General features: G+C 66.8%; 13 protein-coding genes. 8 read left to right on the top strand and 5 right to left on the bottom strand.

Annotated features, from left to right (window positions below; genetic code table 11):
• Window positions 1-220: 220 nt before the first annotated feature.
• Window positions 221-460: a hypothetical protein gene (locus ACTJJK_RS14030; RefSeq protein WP_051884925.1), complete on the bottom strand. Its 240-nt coding sequence runs from the start codon at window positions 458-460 to the stop codon at window positions 221-223.
• 368 nt (window positions 461-828) lie between these two features.
• Between ACTJJK_RS14030 and ACTJJK_RS14025 the strand changes: the two genes are divergently transcribed.
• Both ACTJJK_RS14025 and ACTJJK_RS14020 read left to right on the top strand, forming a co-directional pair.
• A complete protein-coding gene (locus ACTJJK_RS14025) occupies window positions 829-1,143 on the top strand; it encodes a hypothetical protein (protein WP_440730518.1) in 315 nt (104 codons plus the stop codon).
• A gap of 285 nt (window positions 1,144-1,428) precedes the next feature.
• Window positions 1,429-1,971 (top strand): nuclear transport factor 2 family protein, encoded by a 543-nt coding sequence (locus ACTJJK_RS14020; RefSeq protein ID WP_440730517.1) that lies wholly within the window; start codon window positions 1,429-1,431, stop codon window positions 1,969-1,971.
• Between the two features lie 292 nt (window positions 1,972-2,263).
• On the opposite strand, the gene ACTJJK_RS14015 is transcribed toward ACTJJK_RS14020, so the two are convergent.
• Window positions 2,264-3,391 (bottom strand): efflux RND transporter periplasmic adaptor subunit, encoded by a 1,128-nt coding sequence (locus ACTJJK_RS14015; RefSeq protein ID WP_440730516.1) that lies wholly within the window; start codon window positions 3,389-3,391, stop codon window positions 2,264-2,266.
• Complete coding sequence (locus ACTJJK_RS14010; protein ID WP_440730515.1) at window positions 3,388-6,582, bottom strand: efflux RND transporter permease subunit; 3,195 nt, start codon at window positions 6,580-6,582, stop codon at window positions 3,388-3,390. Before ACTJJK_RS14010 ends, ACTJJK_RS14015 begins: the two co-directional genes overlap by 4 nt.
• A 463-nt stretch (window positions 6,583-7,045) precedes the next feature.
• On the opposite strand from ACTJJK_RS14010, the gene ACTJJK_RS14005 reads away from it, so the two are divergent.
• Window positions 7,046-7,999, top strand: a complete 954-nt coding sequence (locus tag ACTJJK_RS14005) for an AraC family transcriptional regulator (protein ID WP_031371965.1) — start codon at window positions 7,046-7,048, stop codon at window positions 7,997-7,999.
• A gap of 106 nt (window positions 8,000-8,105) precedes the next feature.
• Here ACTJJK_RS14005 and ACTJJK_RS14000 read toward each other — a convergent pair whose 3' ends face one another.
• A complete protein-coding gene (locus ACTJJK_RS14000) occupies window positions 8,106-8,360 on the bottom strand; it encodes a hypothetical protein (RefSeq protein WP_440730514.1) in 255 nt (84 codons plus the stop codon).
• Window positions 8,361-8,430: 70 nt separating this feature from the next.
• Between ACTJJK_RS14000 and ACTJJK_RS13995 the strand changes: the two genes are divergently transcribed.
• The 4 genes from ACTJJK_RS13995 to ACTJJK_RS13980 all read left to right on the top strand — a co-directional run bounded on the left by ACTJJK_RS13995 (window position 8,431) and on the right by ACTJJK_RS13980 (window position 15,154).
• The gene (locus tag ACTJJK_RS13995) at window positions 8,431-9,768 is read left to right on the top strand and encodes a hypothetical protein (RefSeq protein ID WP_440730513.1); all 1,338 of its coding nucleotides are present in this window, start codon (window positions 8,431-8,433) and stop codon (window positions 9,766-9,768) included.
• A gap of 11 nt (window positions 9,769-9,779) precedes the next feature.
• Entirely contained in the window at window positions 9,780-10,271 is a 492-nt protein-coding gene (locus ACTJJK_RS13990) for a hypothetical protein (RefSeq protein WP_031371963.1), read from the top strand.
• On the top strand, window positions 10,268-12,244 hold the full coding sequence (locus tag ACTJJK_RS13985; protein ID WP_031371962.1) for a GMC family oxidoreductase: 1,977 nt from the start codon (window positions 10,268-10,270) through the stop codon (window positions 12,242-12,244). Before ACTJJK_RS13990 ends, ACTJJK_RS13985 begins: the two co-directional genes overlap by 4 nt.
• Before the next feature lie 495 nt (window positions 12,245-12,739).
• Window positions 12,740-15,154, top strand: coding sequence for a S8 family serine peptidase (locus tag ACTJJK_RS13980; protein WP_440730512.1), 2,415 nt, complete (start codon window positions 12,740-12,742; stop codon window positions 15,152-15,154).
• Between the two features lie 211 nt (window positions 15,155-15,365).
• On the opposite strand, the gene ACTJJK_RS13975 is transcribed toward ACTJJK_RS13980, so the two are convergent.
• A complete protein-coding gene (locus ACTJJK_RS13975; protein WP_440730511.1) occupies window positions 15,366-16,313 on the bottom strand; it encodes a helix-turn-helix transcriptional regulator in 948 nt (315 codons plus the stop codon).
• 100 nt (window positions 16,314-16,413) lie between these two features.
• On the opposite strand from ACTJJK_RS13975, the gene ACTJJK_RS13970 reads away from it, so the two are divergent.
• Entirely contained in the window at window positions 16,414-16,821 is a 408-nt protein-coding gene (locus tag ACTJJK_RS13970) for a GFA family protein (RefSeq protein ID WP_031371959.1), read from the top strand.
• Window positions 16,822-16,828 lie beyond the last annotated feature (7 nt).

Raw genomic sequence — 16,828 nt, 5'->3', positions numbered from 1 at the left:
CGATAGGACATCCTTGTCCTATCGAAAAACGGCGCACGTCCTGTGCGCCGCCCTCCGGGTCTCCACTTGACCGGCAAAGCAGCAAAGCAGATCAAAATCTCTGCAACTGCAACTGCAACTGCAACTGCAACTGCAACTGCTCGCCAGAGCTTCAAGCCGACAGCAGGGTTCGGGTAACCCGCCATTCCAGGGCAGGCCTGAAGCCAAACAGCGCATCCAATTATTTGCGCCGCAGCGCATGACCGTCGCGCTGCATCTGCCGATGATGCCGCTCCGCGCAGGACGGGCCGCAATAGAGCCGCTGCGGGTCGTCGTCGAACGGTTCCAGGCAGGCGTGGTTCAAGCAGTAGCCGGCCGCAAGCGGCCGGGTCATGGCTTCCGCGGCCAGTAGATGGGCCTGCAGCGATTGGGCGAGGTTGATCTCCTCGAATTGCTGCGCTTGATCGATGATGTCGCTCATGGATGGATCGAATCCTTGGGAAAGGCGCCGACGCGAAGTCGTCGCGGGGAGGCAGGTCGAACGCGGCAGGGCCGGTCCGATATGGCGGACCAGGCGGCCGTGTTCGTGTCCGCATCAGCCTTCCATCGCCGCGTCCCACCGGCTGACACGCGGGCGCGGATGGCCGGGGCGAAATCGCATGGCCTGCGCGATTTGCGCCGTGGTTCACGCTGCGATGCGGATGGGCTGAACCGAATCCCTACGGCATGAGGTCATGACATGACGTGCGCATGAACGAAGTCCATAAATGCGGCGCGCGTATCTCGAGGTGAGACGTCGGCTCGCTAAGGTGTCGTCATCGGCCATCGCGCGGCCGAGTGGAGTGCGCCATGACGTTCGAGACCCGTCCCGATCGCGGCCCGGAACCCAGCCGCGCCATGCAGGCCCTGTACGACGCGACCTGGTTCGCGTTGTGCGAAGGCGACCGTTATTCGGCGATGGGTCGGCGCGCTGTCGCCAACTCGTTCTACAAGCTGCTGCCGCTCCTGGCCGAAGCGCGCAAGGCCATGGCGCTCGAGACCGCCGCCGTCCAGGTTGCGGGCGATAGCGCGGCGATAACGGGCGAGCGTGCGTTGTGCATGCTGCCCTTGGCCGGCATCGGGACCATCGACGCGGCCTCGTCGTCGCTGGCGCAGGACGAATGAATCGGTGCGGACCGGTCTAGCCGACGGGGCGATGCCGGTTCGATCGTCGTTGTCGGCATCGCGCCGGCCGCGGGCCACGGATGCGATCGGTCCGCGGCACTGCTTGGGCCGGCCAGCCCCATTCGATCCGGCTTGCTCCGATCCGATCCGGGCCGGGCCGGGCCGGCCCAAGGCCCTGGTTTTCCTGCGTTTCAGGGCCGTCGCCGCGGGCGCGCGAGGCCCGACAGGCGACGAAGCAGCCGGCTCCGGCTATGATCCCCGGACCGACACAAGGGAAGTGGATCGATGATCAAGTTGGCTTGGGTACTCGGCTTCACCGCAATGCTCGCTCTACCCGCCGGGATCGCTTCCGCCGCCGAACCCAATGCGCCCGCCGCACCGGCTGCCCCGCCTGCCGCTGCGGCCGCCGACACCAGTGCCGCCGACAAGGCCTTGCACGACACCATCGCCGGGCTCGATACGCAGGTGTTCGACGCGTTCAACCGCTGCACCGATCCGAAGCAGCTCAAGCGCTATTCGGATTATTTCTCGTCCGACGTCGAGTTCTATCACGACATCGGCGGCGTCTCCTGGACGCGCGAATCGATGATCGCCCAGACCCGTGCCGGCGCCTGCGGCAAGATCCGTCGCGAGCTGATCCCGGGCACGGTCAAGGTGCGTGCGATCAAGAACTACGGTGCGTTGGAAACCGGGCAGCATCGTTTTTGCCAGGTCAAGACCGGACAGTGCGACGGCATCAGCGACTTCTTGTTGATCTGGCGCCAGCAGGCCGATCATTGGGAAGTCGGCCGCGTGATCAGCTACGGCCACGTCGACAGCAAGCCTTGATCGGCTTCGCGGCCCTGAGCGGGACCGCGCGGGCCTGAGGCCCGCATCGGCGCGACCCGCGTCGTGTTTGCGGTCGCGTCCCACTGAGTCTGTTCGAAAGCAAACCCTTCCCCGCGCTCGGCAGCCCGTGCCCAGCAGGGGAGGGCTTCGGCGTGTCCGCTAGACCGGTTGTCCGGCGAGCGCCAGGGCGAGTCGGCCTTCGCGATGGGTGTTGCCGCGTCTGCCCAGCAAGCGCCGGGCAGCGCAACCCACGCACTAACCTATGCCCAAGCAAGCGCCGGGCAGCGGGCGATCAGGACTTCTTCGGCGGCGGCAGCGCCTTGGCGTGAACCTTGTTGCCTTCGGCGAGCAGTGCGTTCGGCGCCAGCACGATGGTCTCGCCCGGGCGGACGCCGCTAAGGATCTCGATCTCGTTGCCGAGGTTGCGGCCTAGGGTGACGTCGCGATAGGCGATGGTCGAGTCGCTCTTGAGGGCGACGATCTGGGCGCCGCTGGCGCGCTGGACCACGGTCGACACCGGCAGCACCACCGCCGCGGCCGCGCGCGGCAGGTGCAGGCGCACCGTGCCGACCATGCCGGCCGGGATGCGGCTGTCGGGGTTGGGCAGGCGCAGTTCGGTGCGCATCGCCCCGGCCTCGCGCGAGAGGTTGCGCGCGCTGCGCGCGACCTGGGCCTTGAAGATCTGCCCGGGCAATTCCGGAAAGCTGACCTCCGCTTCCAGGCCCGGTTCGATCTGCAGGGCGGCGTTCTGCGGCACGTCGACGACCACGCGCAGCGGGTCGAGCACGTTGACCTCGAACATCGGCGCGCTGGCCGAGGCCGAATCGCCGACCACGCGATCGCCGCGCTCGATGTTGCGCGCCACCACCACGCCGGCGAACGGCGCGCGCACCGCCTGGAACGACTGCCGTTCCAGGGCCGCGGTCAGGCGCGCCTGGGCGGCGTTGCGCGCCGCGACCGCGACATCAAAGCTGCCCTTGCGGTCGCTGAAGTATTCCTTGGAGATCGCGCCCGAACCGATCAGCGCCTGGGCTCGGTCGTAGTTGACCTTGGCCAGTTCCTGGTCGGCCGCGGTCTGGGCGAGCACGGCGCGCGCTTCGCGCACCGATTGGTCGATCTCCGGCGCGGAGATCGTCGCCAGCACCTGGCCGGCGGCGACGCGGTCGCCGAGTTCGACCTTGCGTTCGCTGACGAAGCCGGTCGCGCGGGCGTACAACTGCGCCGACTCGCCGGCCTGCGCGCGCGCGGGCAGGGACAGCTCGGTGATCGGGTCGGCGGCCTTGGCCTGCACGGTCAGCACTTCGGGCAGGGCGGCGGCCGGGGCGGTCTCGGCGTCGCTGTGGCCGCAGCCCGACAGCGCGGCCAGCAGGGCCGCGGCCAAGGCGGTGCGCAACAGCGGGCCGTTGAGGACGATGTTCATGGAGCGACTCCTGCGGCGATGGCGGCGGCGTCGACCGGATCGGTCTGCGCCTGCGGTTTCCGGCGGCGGCCGAGCACGGCCAGGATGGAAGGAACCAGGATCAGGGTGGCCGGCGTGCCGAACAGCAGGCCGCCGATGACCGCGCGGCCGAGCGGCGCGTTCTGTTCGCCGCCGTCGCCCAGGCCGATCGCCATCGGGATGATGCCGAGCACCATCGCGCAGGCGGTCATCAACACCGGGCGCAAACGCACCGCGGCGGATTCGTAGGCGGCCAGTTCCGGGTCGTGGCCGTCGGCGATCAGGCCGCGCGCGAAGCTGGTGACCAGCACGCTGTTGGCGGTGGACACGCCGATCACCATCATCACGCCCATCAGCGCCGGCACGCTCAGCGGCGTCCCGGTGACGAACAGGCCGATCGCGGCGCCGGCGATCGCCACCGGCAGGCCCGACATCGCCACCAGCGGCTGGATCCACGACTGGAAGTTCACCACCAGCACCAGGAACACCAGGATCGCCGACATCAACAAGCCGGCGGCGAGCTCGCCGTAGGCGCTCTGCATCTCGCCGGCCTGGCCGACGATCTCGATGCGGTTGCCGGGCTTGAGTTTGCCGCCGAGCTCGCCGGTGATCGCGGTCAGCCGGTCGTAGACCGAGCCCAGGTCGGTGCCTTGCACGTTGGCGACCACGCTGATGGTCGGCGCCAGAGTGGTGCGGGCGATACTGGCGGGGACGTTGCGCGGCGTGACCGTGGCGATGTTGCGCAACAACACCGCCTGGCCGTCGCTGCCGATGCGCAGCGGCGCGTTGAGCAGGGCGTCGATGTTCTGCAAGCGGTCGATCGGCGCCTGCACCTGCACGGTGTAGGCGATGGCGTTGACGGTGTCGGTCCAGTACACCGGCGAGACCGTGCCGGCCGAACCGAGCACCGCAAGCACGGCGCGGCTGGCCTGCTGCGCGTCGAGGCCGAGTTGGGCGGCGCGGGTGCGATCGATCTTGACCTGGTACTCGGGCAGGTCGAGCACCTGGCGCAGGGCGATATCGACCGCGCCCGGCACCTGGTGCAGGCGTTGCTCGATCTGGCGCGCGGCGGCGAGGTTGCCGGGCACGTCGCGGCCGATCAGGCGCACCTCGAAGGCGGCCGCGGCGGAACCGGCGAGGGTGCGGCTGGTCGCGTCGGGCGGACGCTCGAACAGCTTCACGTCGGGGAAGCGCTCGGCGATGCGCTGGCGGATCTTGACCAGGTAATCGTGGCTGTTGGCGTGCGGCGAACGCAGCTGCAGCATGATCTCGGCCTCGAACGAACCGACCACGGTGCTGTCGACCAGCGACAGGTTGATCGCGTCGGGCACGCCGATTTGTTCGTACACCGTCTGCAGTTCGGCCGGCGGGATGATGCTGCGGATCTCGCGCTGGATTTCGCTGACCCGCGCCGCGGTCTCTTCCAGGCGCGTGCCGGTCGGCAGGCGCACCTGCAGGCGCAACTGGCCGGCGTCGACCTGGGGAAAATACTCGCGGCCCAGCGACATCGCTGCGAGCGCGCCGGCGCCGAACACCAGCACCGCGACCAGTCCCAGCACGGCGCCGTGATGGCCGAGCCGGATCAGCAGCGCATGGTGCCTGTCGCGCAGCCGATCGAGCACGTGTTCGACTTTATGGCTGACCTTGAGCAACAGCTTTTCCGGCGCCCAGCGCGGGTTGGCGCGGCTGGCGATGTCGGCCGGCAGCAGCAGGTAGCACAGCACCGGGATCAAGGTGCGCGAGAGCAGGAACGAGGCCAGCATGGCGAAGATCACCGCCAATGCGAGCGGGGTGAACACCCACGCCGACAACCCGGTCATCAGCAGGATCGGCGTCAGCACGATGCAGATCGCGATGGTCGAGACCATCTCCGGGAACACCACTTCCTTGGCGCTGTCGAGGATCGCGGTGCGCACGTCCTTGCCCAGGGCGATGTTGCGGTTGGTGTTTTCGACGTCGACCACCGCGTTGTCGACCAGGATGCCGATCGCCAGCGCCAGGCCGCCCAGGGTCATGACGTTGAAGGTGTAGCCGAGCAGATGCAGCATCGCCACCGAGGCGAGCAGGGCCAGCGGAATCGCCGACAGCACGATCATGCTCGAGCGCCAGGAGCCGATGAACACCAGCACCACCAGGGCCACCAGCAGGCCGACCAGCACCGCTTCGTGTTCGATCGAGCCGATCGCGTTGTCGACGAACACCGACTGGTCGAAGATCGGCTGGATGCGCGTGCCCGGCGGCGCCGAGGCTTCGATTTCCGGCAGGCGTTCGCGGATCGCGCGCACGATCTCCACCGCGGATGCGCCGCCGAGCTTGATCAGCGCCACCGACACCGCGCTGGAGCCGTCCATGCGCGCGATGTTGGTCTGCAGCGCGCCGCCGTCGCGCACCGAGGCTACGTCGCGCACGTAGATCACCACGCCGTTGCGCGCAGTCACCGGAATTTCCAGGAACTCGGCCGCGGTGGCCGGGCTGGTGTCGATCGAGATCTGCATCTCGCGGCGGCCTTCGCGGATCGAACCCGAGGGCAGGGTCGGGCTGCCGCGTTCGAGCGCGCCGGTGACGTCGGCCGGGGTCAGGCCGTAGGTCTGCAGCTTGGCCGGGTCCAGGTCGACCATGATCTGCCGCGGCGCGCCGCCGTAGGGCAGGGTCATGCGGATGCCGGGGATGGTCTGGATCTGCGAACGCAGTTGCAGGCGGGCGTAGTCGTAGAGCTGGGCCTCGGTCAACGAGTCCGAGGACAGCACCAGTTGCAGCACCGGCGTGCTCGACACGTTGTTGCGCACCACCAGCGGCGGCGAGGTGCCCGGCGGCATGCGCCGCAGGATCGTCTGCGAGACCGCGGTGATCTGCACCAGGGCGCGGTCGAGGCTGACGGTGGGCTGGAAATCGATGCGCACGATGCTGGCGCCGTTGAGCGTTTCCGAACGCACTTCCTTGAGATCGTCGACGGTGTTGAGAATCGCCGCCTCCGAGAACGAGGTCATCTTCGCGGCGACGTCGGCCGCGGGCAGGCCGGTGTAGGTCCAGACCAGGTTGACCGAGGGGATGCCGACCTCGGGCAGGATGTCGGTCGGCATCTTGCGCGCCGACAACACGCCGAACAGCAGGATCAGGATCGCCAGGACGCCGATGGTGTAGCGGCGGCTCAGGGCGTATTGGACTATCCACATCGCGAGGGGTTTCCGACGGCTGGATGAGTGGAGCGGTGGTCCGCGCTGCGCGGCCGGGTAGTCGGTCGCATGACGTGGCAATGACTGTGCGTTTGCCGCAAGCGGCGGCGGGCGTTCGACGGCGTGTCGGCGTCCGCGGCGTTGGCGGTCGGGTTCCGGCCCGGTGGGACGAATCGGGCTCGCGCCTGCCGCGCCGGTCCGCACGGCCCGCTCCGGAGCCGATGCCCGCGGTCGCCGGGCGTCGCCCCATTCAGGACGGCGTCGTCGCGCGCAGGCTCGTCGCCCGCCGGACCCTTGCCGTGGCATCCGACGGGAGATTGGGCATAACTTAGTCCCTGGGTCGCCGGCGCGTTAGTACATTACTGTTGCATCATTGCCTATTCCTGCAATTCGGCCGAAGCGGCACAGTCTTAGGCCAGATTCGTGCCGATAATCGTCGCAACCCGATAGTCGACGGGAAGCCATGAACGCCAATACTTCCGCAGAATCGATCGCCCAACGCGGAAGCTGCGCGGCGCTGGCCGAGTTGGTCGACCGGATTGCCCGATTGACGCACGGCGACGGAGTGCACCCGACCGGGGTCGGCGCCCTGCAGCTGATCCGCATGAGCGCGCCGACCGAGTGCTCGCCCTCGGTGTACGAACCGCGCCTGTGCATCGTCGCCCAGGGCCGCAAGGTCGTGACTCTGTCCGACCGCACTTATCACTACGACCCGCTCAATTACCTGGTGGTGTCGGTGACCCTGCCGATGATCGGCCAGGTCGTCGAGGCCACGCCCGACAAGCCCTATCTGTGCCTGCGCATCGACATCGACCCGGCCGACATCGCCCGCTTGCTGGTCGACGCCGGGCAGTCGCTGGCCGAGCGCGGCTACGGCAGCAGCCACCATTCGGCCGATCTCGGCCTGTACGCGGCCCGCGTCAACAAGACCCTGATGGATGCGGTGCTGCGCCTGATGCGGCTGCTCGATACGCCGCAGGACCTGCCGGTGCTGGCGCCGCTGGCCCTGCGCGAAATCTTCTACCGCGTGCTGATGGGCGACCTCGGCCATCGTCTGCGCGCGCTGACCGTCAGCGACAGCCGTTCCAACCGTATCGCCAAGGCGGTGGCGGTGCTGCGCCAGTGCTATCTGCAACCGTTGAGCATCGAAGCCCTGGCCGAGCAGGTGCACATGAGCACTTCGTCGCTGCACCATCAGTTCAAGGCGGTGACCACGATGTCGCCGTTGCAGTTCCAGAAGCAGTTGCGCCTGCACGAGGCGCGCCGGCTGATGATGGTCAACGGCGTCGAGGCGGTGGTCGCCGCGCATCGCGTGGGCTACGAGAGCCCCTCGCAGTTCAGTCGCGAGTACAAGCGTTTGTTCGGCGCGCCGCCGCGCGCGGAAGTGGTGCAGGCGCGCCGCGCGCCGCAGAGCTGACCGGCCGAGTCGAGGCGCCTGCATCGAGGCGCCGCAGATTCGCGTGCTTGGATAGGCCGACCGGTTCGCGCTGCCACGCGCGCATCCATCGCGCACTCACCTTCGCTCACCCACGCTTGCGCTCGCTAACGATGCGCAGGCGCAACGCGTGCGCTGTAAGCAGTAACGCAAACGAAGTGCGTTGCAGGACAGCGTAGGCGGCGCGAACGAAAATAAACTCCGGATATTTTTCTTTTGCCGCGCGCGTCGCATTTTTGCCCGCGACGCATCGGTAGCTTCTGCGCTCGATGCGAGTGGAGCCAGCGATTGCGATCGCCAGCCAAGCCGGATTCGTCGGCGTGGAATCGCAATACACCAGCACAGGGACGCTGCCTGCACCGCGACGAAGCGAAAGCCTTCGCTTCGTTAGACCAAGGAGCAGGGGTCCCGCCATGACATACCGATATCGCCGCAGTCTGATGCTGTCGGCGTCCGCAGCATTGATCGCCTTGGGCGGTTGCGCCGACAGCGGCGTGAAGCCCGAGCCGCACGACAAACTGACGCGCGCCGATATCCGCTCGCAGGCCACCTTGCCGCCGCTGAGCTGGCAGATTCCGCTCGACGTCGACGTGACTCAGGGCAATCCAAGCCTGCAGGACCTGCAGGACGATTTCGATCTGCTGTCGTGGCAGACCTTCGTTGCGGTGAATTGGCCCGCCGGCACCAACGGCAATCCGAATACCGGCACCACCATCGGCGCCAACCTTCCGACGGTGTGGGAAAACTGGAAGGAAAGTCGCGAGGTCTTCCTGCCCGGCGGCGCCACGCCGCCGGCGTGGGGCACCGACTCGCCGCCGCCCGAAGTGTGCAAGGGCATGGGCGACGGCACTCTCAACCTGACCCAGGTCGGCAAGACCCCGAACGTACTCGACGAAAGCGCCGAGCCGTTCGAGACCGGCCCGCTGATCGACCAGAACGGCCAGTACGTGCGCTTCGCGATCATGATGAACCAGGACATGTTCGACCGCATCGTCAGCGACCAGCTGTACAGCAAGGCCGGCCAGGCCGCCTTCAACAAGCCGGCCGACTTCGCCCAGAAACAGACGCCGAGCAACGTCGGCGCGATCATGATCAAGTCCTCGTGGAAGGTGATGAGCGGCAACGACGACCCGAGCCGCTTCCACACCATCAAGGCCCTGGTCTACACCAACCCGGGCGAGCACGAAGGCGTGTCGGCGTCGTGCAAGTTGCAGACGATGGGACTGGTCGGCCTGCACATCGTGCACAAGACCAAGCGCGCACCGCAGTGGGTGTGGTCGACCTTCGAGCACGTCGACAACGCGCCGAGCCTGGGCGAACCGCAGTCGAAGCCGAGCTATAACTTCTTCAAAAAGAACTGCACTGCCTGCCTGGCCAATGAGCCGCCGCCGCGGCCGTGGAACCCGAACGCGAGCTACACCCAGCCGACCCAGGTGGTGCGCGAGATTCCGCTGACCGATGCGACGCAAAAGCTCAACGCCCAATACCAGGCCTTGCTGCGCAGCGCCAATGCGAGTTCGGTCTGGGCCAACTACGAGCTGATCAGCACGCAGTGGCCGACCAAGGCGAACAACCCGATCGACCCCAGCGGCACGCCCGCGCCGGTCTTCCTCGCCAACGCGACCCTGGAGACCTACATCCAGGGCAAGACGCAGCAAGGCTCGTCGAGCTGCATGGGCTGCCACAACAACGCCACCATGACCAACGGCATGACCTCGGATTTCACCTACCTGCTGCAGCGCGCGCAATAAGGAGCCTTTCGATGACCCCCATGGACACTTTCATCAGCCTCAGCATCGGCCTGACCGGGTTCAAGCGCGGAGCGCTGGCGCCTGATGACGATACCCACGACATCAAGTCCCTGTATCTGAAGACCTTCGCCGAGCGTGTGACTCAGGCGACGGTCGACGACATCCTGCTCTGGTACAGACTCATCGACAAGCGGGTGTTGGGCAATACGCCCGATCGCGAGGAGCGCGTGGTAGCGGTGCTGTTCGCGGACAAGCCCGAGTACGAACTCCCGTGCCGGAAACTGTTGTTCCTGTGGTATGCCGGCGCCTGGCCGACGGTCGTCGACACCCCCGCGTCCACTCACGGCCAAACCTTCAGCGAAGTGATCTCGGCCGAGAGCTACACCCAGGGCCTGGTCTGGCGGGTGATGCAATCGCATCCGATGGGCAGCACCACCTACAACTACGGTTACTGGGCCAACCCGCCGCCGCCGCTGAGCGCCTACCTGGAGAACCCGGTATGAGCATCGTCACGCCTACCGGCGGCTTCGACGTGGTGATCGTCGGCTCCGGCATCGCCGGTTCGATCATCGCCTACCAGATCGGCAAGACCGGCAAGAAGGTGCTGATCCTCGAAGGCGGGCCGCCGGTACCCAAGAGCCGCGAGGAATACCTGCAGACCTTCTTTACGTCCAACGCGAAGACTCCCGAGTCGCCGTACCCGCCGACCATTCAGGGCGCCGTCCCGGCCACCGCCGACAATCCGCTCGGCCAGCCCAACCCGTCCAGCCTCAACACGCCGCGCTACACGGTGTTGCAGATCAATGCCTGGCAGAACCCGAACATCAGTTATTTCGTCTACAACGCCCCGAAGCAGGGCATAGCGCCCGACAGCCCGGAACTGACCTTCGCCTTCGGCAGTTCCTACGAGCGCGTCGCCGGCGGCACCACCTGGCATTGGCTCGGTACTTCGCTCAACAATCTGCCCAACGATTTCCAGCTCAAGACCAAGTACGGCCAAGGCGTCGACTGGCCCGGCGGGGTGCAGTTCTACCAGAACCTGGTGCCGTACTACCGCAAGGCCACCGAGGTGATCGGCGTGTCCGCCGACAAGCAGGCGATGGTCGATCTGTACAAGACCTTCGACGTAGAACCCAGCGGCGTGTACGGCGACAACTACGGCTTCCCGATGCCGGGCATCGTGGAGTCGATGAACGACGTGCTGTATGCGCAGAAAGTCACCACGCTCAAGATCGACAACATCCCGCTGTTCGTCACGCCGACGCCGCAGGGCCGCAATTCGCGGCCCGGCAACCGCCGCCAGTGCGCCGGCAACACCAACTGCATCCCGATCTGCCCGATCCAGGCCAAGTACGACGGATCGGTGACCCTGGCCCAGGCCCTGCAGACCGGCAACGTGCAGATCCAATACAAGACCGTGGCGAGCAACATCCGCCTCAGCGGCGACCGGGTCAGCGGCATCGACTACATCACCTACGACAGCCAGACCGGGCCGCCCACCGGCACGGGCACGGTGTCGGCGAAGCTCTATGTGCTGGCCGCGCACGCGATCGAGACGCCGAAGCTGTTGCTGATGTCGAAAAACAATCCGGGCTGGAAGAATGGCGTCGCCAACAGCTCCGGCCAGGTCGGCCGCAACCTCATGGACCATGTCATGTACCTGGCCTGGGGCCTGGCCAAGGATCCGATCTATGCCTTCCGCGGGCCCTTGTCGACGTCGGGCATCGAGGCGGCGCGCGACGGCGCCTTCCGCAGCCAGCGTGCGGCCTATCGCATCGAGATCGGTAACGAGGGTTGGAACTGGGCCACCAACGACCCCAATACCACCCTGTCCGATTTCATCTTCGGCCAAAACAACACGCAATTGAACGGCGACTCGCTCAACCAGCAGAACCAACCCCTGCGTTTCGACCCGAGTTTGTCGGCCTTCAGCAAGTTGTTCGGCACCCGTCTGGTGAACACGCTCAACGCGATCTATGTGCGCCAGTTGCGCCTGGGCTATCTGATCGAGCAGCTGCCCGATCCCGACAACCGGGTGCAGTTGTCGTCGCTGCGTGATCACCTCGGCCTGCCGCGCCCGGCGGTGACCTACCGCATCCGCGAAGACTATGTGCGCAACGCCTTCGTCTCGGCCAAGCAAGTGTCGACGCAGATCTTCAACGCACTCGGCGCCAAGGAATACACGCAGCTGCCGGGGCCGGTGCAAACCAGCGGCGATACGGCGACGGCGAGCCTGTTCGAATACAAGGGCGACCGTTTCGCCTTCTACGGCGCGGGTCACATCATCGGCACCTACCGCATGGGCAGCAACCCGCGCGATTCGGTGCTCAATGCGCGGCAACAGTCCTGGGATCATTCCAATCTGTACATGGTCGGCAGCGGCGTGTTCCCGAGCACCGCCACCGCCAATCCGACCTTGACCATCGCCGCCCTGGCCTTGCAGGCGGCGGACAATATCCTGCACGACCTCGTTTAACCCCACGGGGCGTGCGGATGCTGCAGGGAGGGCAGAGGAGGCCGCGTCCGGGAGGGACGCGGCCTCATTGCATTGCGCGCCGGTATCGCCGTTGCGGTGACGCAAACCGTTGGAGTATCCGCTCGACGGCGCGCATTTTCGGTTTCAACGGAAACGGAATGCCGGGCAACGCTGTCACGGATGTCCGATCGAATCCGATCGCCTGCTCGAACGGTCTGTTCGAAGCGTCTGCTCGAACCTAACGCAAGTTCGCTGGATCACCCCACGCGAGACGTCATTGCGATTCGTTCTATGAAAAATTCGACGCCGCGGTAGGGGAATTAAACGCGCGTCACGTTTGATCTAGTGAGCCGGTTCGAAGCGCCTTGCGCACGAACGGCTCTCATCGAGGTTTCCATTCGCCGGAACAAGGTCTTCGCCTTGGCCTGCCGTGGGCGTGCGCCCATCGGCGACGGTGTTCCGTGCTTGCAATCACACGAATAGGAAAGGCAAAGAATGAAGAAGATCCATTCGAACAAGACATTCGCCGTGCTCGGTCTCGCCGCGGCTTGCGCGACCGTGTTGATGTGGTCGCGCCAGGATGCGCAGCAACGGTCGCTCGGTGCGCCCGGCGATGCGTTCGCCGCAAGCTCCCGCGCCGCGGGCTCCTTTACCGGCGCCAGCATGCGCAACGTCGCCTACCTCGCGCCCACGCCGCGCAACGATGCGCAGGCCAAGCTCGGCAGCGGCCAATTGCTGGATGCGGTGCAGTGGCTCGCGCAGACTCAGGCGGCCAACGCGGCGTCGTCGACCGCGGCAACGACGGGTGCTGCGGCGTCCGGGGGCCTAGTCAGCGCTCAGGGCGCTGCGAAGCAGACGGTCAGCGCCGCCGCGCAGATCGCCGCGCTCGATCGCGCAGGCATCCCGCTGCGCTTCCGCGACGGCGAGAAGGTCAAGGTCAACCTAGGCTTGGCGCTGAGCTTCGAGGAAGTGCAGAACCCCAGCCTGCTCGACCGCGCAACGTCGACCTTGCGCGAGACGCTGCAGGCCGCCGGTCTGCAGGCGATCCAGGTCAAGGGCTCGCCGACCTTGGAAGCGGAGGTGCCGCTGGCCCGCCTGGAATGGGTGGCCAGCCTGCAATCGGTGGCCCGGGTCTCGTTGATGAATCTGTCGCAGGCCGCTGCCTTCACCGATGGCGCTGCGGCCAGCAACCTCGATCATCTGCGCACGCTCGGCAATTATCAGCAGATCGCAGAGAACTTGCGCAGGGATCTGCGCGGCGAGGGCCTGAACATCGCGATCGTCGACCATTTCGGTAACGCCGAAGGCCAGATTGCGGCGCTGCAAGCCGAGGGCGAATGGCCGAGCAACACTGTCGCCGAGCCCGACAAGATCACCATGACGCCGTCGAGCGAGGGCGAATTCGGTTATCGCGTACGCGCAAACCACGGCAACGCGGTGGCCGAAATCGTTCACGACATCGCGCCGGCGGCCAAACTGCGCCTCTACGACAACTACGGCGCTGCCGACTGGGTCAGCGCGATCCAGGATGCGGCCAATCTCAGCGACCAGAACGTCATCCTGGGCGAGCCGCGCTCGCAGGTCATCACCGCGTCGCTGGGTTTCAACCTGTACGCACCCGGCGACGGCACCGGCACCGGTAGCGACCTCAAGGGTCTGTACGACGCCATCGAGGCGGCCGCGCGCAACGGTGTGCTGATCCTCAATGCCGCCGGCAACGAAGCGCAGAAGCATTGGGACGGCAACAGCACCGCCGGCCTGGGCAACGCCGTGCAGCAGGATTTCGATGTGTCCGCAGCGGGCATCGACACCGTCAACCGGCTGATCCTGAGCGCGAACTTCAACGGCTGCATCCCGGTCGGCGCCTTCAGCCTGGCGGATCAGAACGACTACGACATCAGCGCGACCCTGGGCTGGAACGATTGGGCCAATGCCAACAACACTGCCGACACCGACTACCGGCTGGAGCTGGTGCGCTGGGCCGATGCGGTTCGCCGCAACGGCCGCATCATCACCCCGGCCGGCTGGGTCGTAGCGACGCAGTCGGACGAGGCCCAGGACGGCCGCGCCGGCCAGGCGCCGCTGGAAGGCGTGTCCTTCGTTCCGCCGGCCGCCACCCGCACCGCCGAATGCAACGGCGTATTCAACGCCAACCGCTTCGCCGGCGGCGGCAAGTTCGGTCTGCGCGTCGTGCGCAAGACCGCCGGTGCGAACAACTTCCTGCGTCTGATGATCGGCGGCTACTACACACCGCAGTACGCGCAGGCCGAACGTTCGCTGATCCACCCGGCCGACTCGGCCAGCGTGATCACGGTGGCGGCGCTGGACGCGGCGACCTCGAACCTGGAGGGCTACAGCTCGCGCGGCCCGGTGCTGGCGGCCGGCGGCGCGCGCCCGAACGGACAGGCGGCGGGCAACGCCAAGCCCGACATGGCCAACTTCGCCAACGTCGACACGATGTCTTACGGTGCCAACGGCTTCAACGGCACCTCCTCGGCGACACCGCACGTGGCCGCTCTGGCTTTGCTCGGTCTGCAGCATCAGCGTCAGCTGACCAACGCGACCGTGCCGGTGTTGCCCGCCAACCCGACTGCGCAGCAACGTGCCGACCACGCCGTGGCGCTGCGTCAGCGCAACGTGACCCTGACCGGATCGGTGTACGACTCGCTGGCGTATGTGGCGGGGACCGGCGGCAACGACCTTGGCGTCGCCGGTTTCGACAGCAGCTACGGCACCGGCCGCGTGAAGTTCCATGCGCAGTCGCAGGCCTGCTTCCTGTCGGCGCTGTACGACCCGGCTTACCGCAGCCTGCTGCCGGCACAGGCCAACCCGTTGCCGGCAGGTCAGAAGAGCTACGACGTGTTGCACGGCGAGAACGACACTGCCTGCTCCAACGCCGTCGCGCAGTAAGGCGACAGCGCGGTAAACAGGTCATGGACCCGCGTCGCGTGCGCGCGGCGCGGGTCCGTCACCGGGCAGGCCTCGGCGTCGGCTTCGCATGGTTCATGGCCACGGTGCCCGCCGATACGGCGGGCATCGCCTTGTCTCGCTCATGCCGCCGCCGTTCGACTCGCCATTGCCTCAGCGTGGATGCCGGGCGCTCAGCCTCGGCGCCACGGCTTCATTGCATGGCCCGCTGCAGGCGGGCGACGACTTCGCGCAACTGCGGCAGCCATTCCGGCGCATCGAGAATCTCGAACTCCACGCCGGTCATGGCCAGCAGTGCGACCGCCTGGTCGACCGAGTCGGCGCCGACGTGCAGCAGGCAGTAATCATCGTCGACGGCCTCGAGCACCCCACACCAGCTCGGGATGCGGGTAGCGAGCGCTTCGGCCGAGCCTTGCAGGCGTGCGCGCAGGCGATGCGACTGCGAGGGTTGCCGGATGGAGCGCTCGACATAGGTGGCGACGTCCTCGGGCAGGGTGCGCGGCACGAAGCTCGGCCCCGGCGTCTGCACCTGGGCGATGCGGTCGATGCGGAAGGTGCGCCAGTCCTCGCGCTGGCGATCCCAGGCGACCAGGTACCAACGCTGGCCGGTATGCGCCATACGCAGCGGCTCGACGTTGCGGGTGCTCGGCTTGCCGGTGCGGTCGCGATAGCCGAGCTTGAGCACCAGATGATCGCGGCAGGCGGTGGCCAGGTGGGTCAGGGTATCGACGTCGGGCGTGGCGTTGTTGTGGCTGAGCGACACGGTCACCGAATACAGCGCGCTGACCCGGCGCCGCAGGCGCGCCGGCATCAGCTGGTCGAGTTTGCTGAGCAGGCCGAGTGCGGTGTCCTCCATCCGCGACACGCTGCCGGTGGCGCTGCGTAGGGCCACGGCGACGGCGACCGCCTCGTCGTCGTCGAGCAACAGCGGCGGCAGCGAGGTGCCGGCGGACAATTGGTAGCCGCCCCCGACCCCGACCGAGGCCTGGATGGGGTAGCCCAACTCGCGCAGGCGTTCGACGTCGCGGCGGACCGTGCGCGCCTCCACTTCCAGGCGTTCGCACAGTTCCGCGCCGGTCCAGTGGCGCCGCTGTTGCAACAACGACAGCAGGCGCAGCAATCGGGTCGAGGTCTTGAGCATGGGCCCAGTCTAGCGACTATTTAGGACATATTCTGTCCGCTATTAGTCGTATCCTAAGCCTGTCCCGCGGTACGCCCGCCCTTCGACCAGGAATGCCCTTATGACCGTCCAGACCTATCAGTTGAGCTGCCACTGCGGCGCCGTGCGCTGCGAAGCCGAGGTCGACCTGGCCGAAGGCAGCGGACGCTGCAATTGTTCGATCTGCGCCAAGTTGCGCAAGTGGGGCGCGGTGATCCGGCCGAGCGCGTTCCGCCTGCTGTCGGGCGAGGATGCCCTCAACAATTATCAGTTCGGCGGTTTCGTCGCCCATCATCAATTCTGCAAGCACTGCGGCGTGCACGTGTTCGGCAAGGGCTACGTCGAGGAGATCGGCGGCGACTATTACTCGGTCAACCTGGCCTGCATCGACAACATCGAACACGCCGAGCTCGCCGAGGTGCCGGTGACCTATTTCGACGGCCGCCACAACAACTGGTTCGAAGTGCCGGCGGTGACCAGCCATCTTTGAACCGGCG

The sequence above is a fragment of the Lysobacter sp. 22409 genome (assembly GCF_052045105.1).
Taxonomy (GTDB): Bacteria; Pseudomonadota; Gammaproteobacteria; order Xanthomonadales; family Xanthomonadaceae; genus Lysobacter; species Lysobacter antibioticus_B.
This window is presented reverse-complemented; position numbering and strand designations above follow the sequence as displayed.

What these genes read in the sequence shown, in the direction of transcription:
- ACTJJK_RS14030 (WP_051884925.1), bottom strand. Translation starts at nt 460, where the DNA reads ATGAGCGACATCATCGATCAAGCGCAGCAATTCGAGGAGATCAACCTC.
- ACTJJK_RS14025 (WP_440730518.1), top strand. Translation starts at nt 829, where the DNA reads ATGACGTTCGAGACCCGTCCCGATCGCGGCCCGGAACCCAGCCGCGCC.
- ACTJJK_RS14020 (WP_440730517.1), top strand. Translation starts at nt 1,429, where the DNA reads ATGATCAAGTTGGCTTGGGTACTCGGCTTCACCGCAATGCTCGCTCTA.
- ACTJJK_RS14015 (WP_440730516.1), bottom strand. Translation starts at nt 3,391, where the DNA reads ATGAACATCGTCCTCAACGGCCCGCTGTTGCGCACCGCCTTGGCCGCG.
- ACTJJK_RS14010 (WP_440730515.1), bottom strand. Translation starts at nt 6,582, where the DNA reads ATGTGGATAGTCCAATACGCCCTGAGCCGCCGCTACACCATCGGCGTC.
- ACTJJK_RS14005 (WP_031371965.1), top strand. Translation starts at nt 7,046, where the DNA reads ATGAACGCCAATACTTCCGCAGAATCGATCGCCCAACGCGGAAGCTGC.
- ACTJJK_RS13995 (WP_440730513.1), top strand. Translation starts at nt 8,431, where the DNA reads ATGACATACCGATATCGCCGCAGTCTGATGCTGTCGGCGTCCGCAGCA.
- ACTJJK_RS13990 (WP_031371963.1), top strand. Translation starts at nt 9,780, where the DNA reads ATGACCCCCATGGACACTTTCATCAGCCTCAGCATCGGCCTGACCGGG.
- ACTJJK_RS13985 (WP_031371962.1), top strand. Translation starts at nt 10,268, where the DNA reads ATGAGCATCGTCACGCCTACCGGCGGCTTCGACGTGGTGATCGTCGGC.
- ACTJJK_RS13980 (WP_440730512.1), top strand. Translation starts at nt 12,740, where the DNA reads ATGAAGAAGATCCATTCGAACAAGACATTCGCCGTGCTCGGTCTCGCC.
- ACTJJK_RS13975 (WP_440730511.1), bottom strand. Translation starts at nt 16,313, where the DNA reads ATGCTCAAGACCTCGACCCGATTGCTGCGCCTGCTGTCGTTGTTGCAA.
- ACTJJK_RS13970 (WP_031371959.1), top strand. Translation starts at nt 16,414, where the DNA reads ATGACCGTCCAGACCTATCAGTTGAGCTGCCACTGCGGCGCCGTGCGC.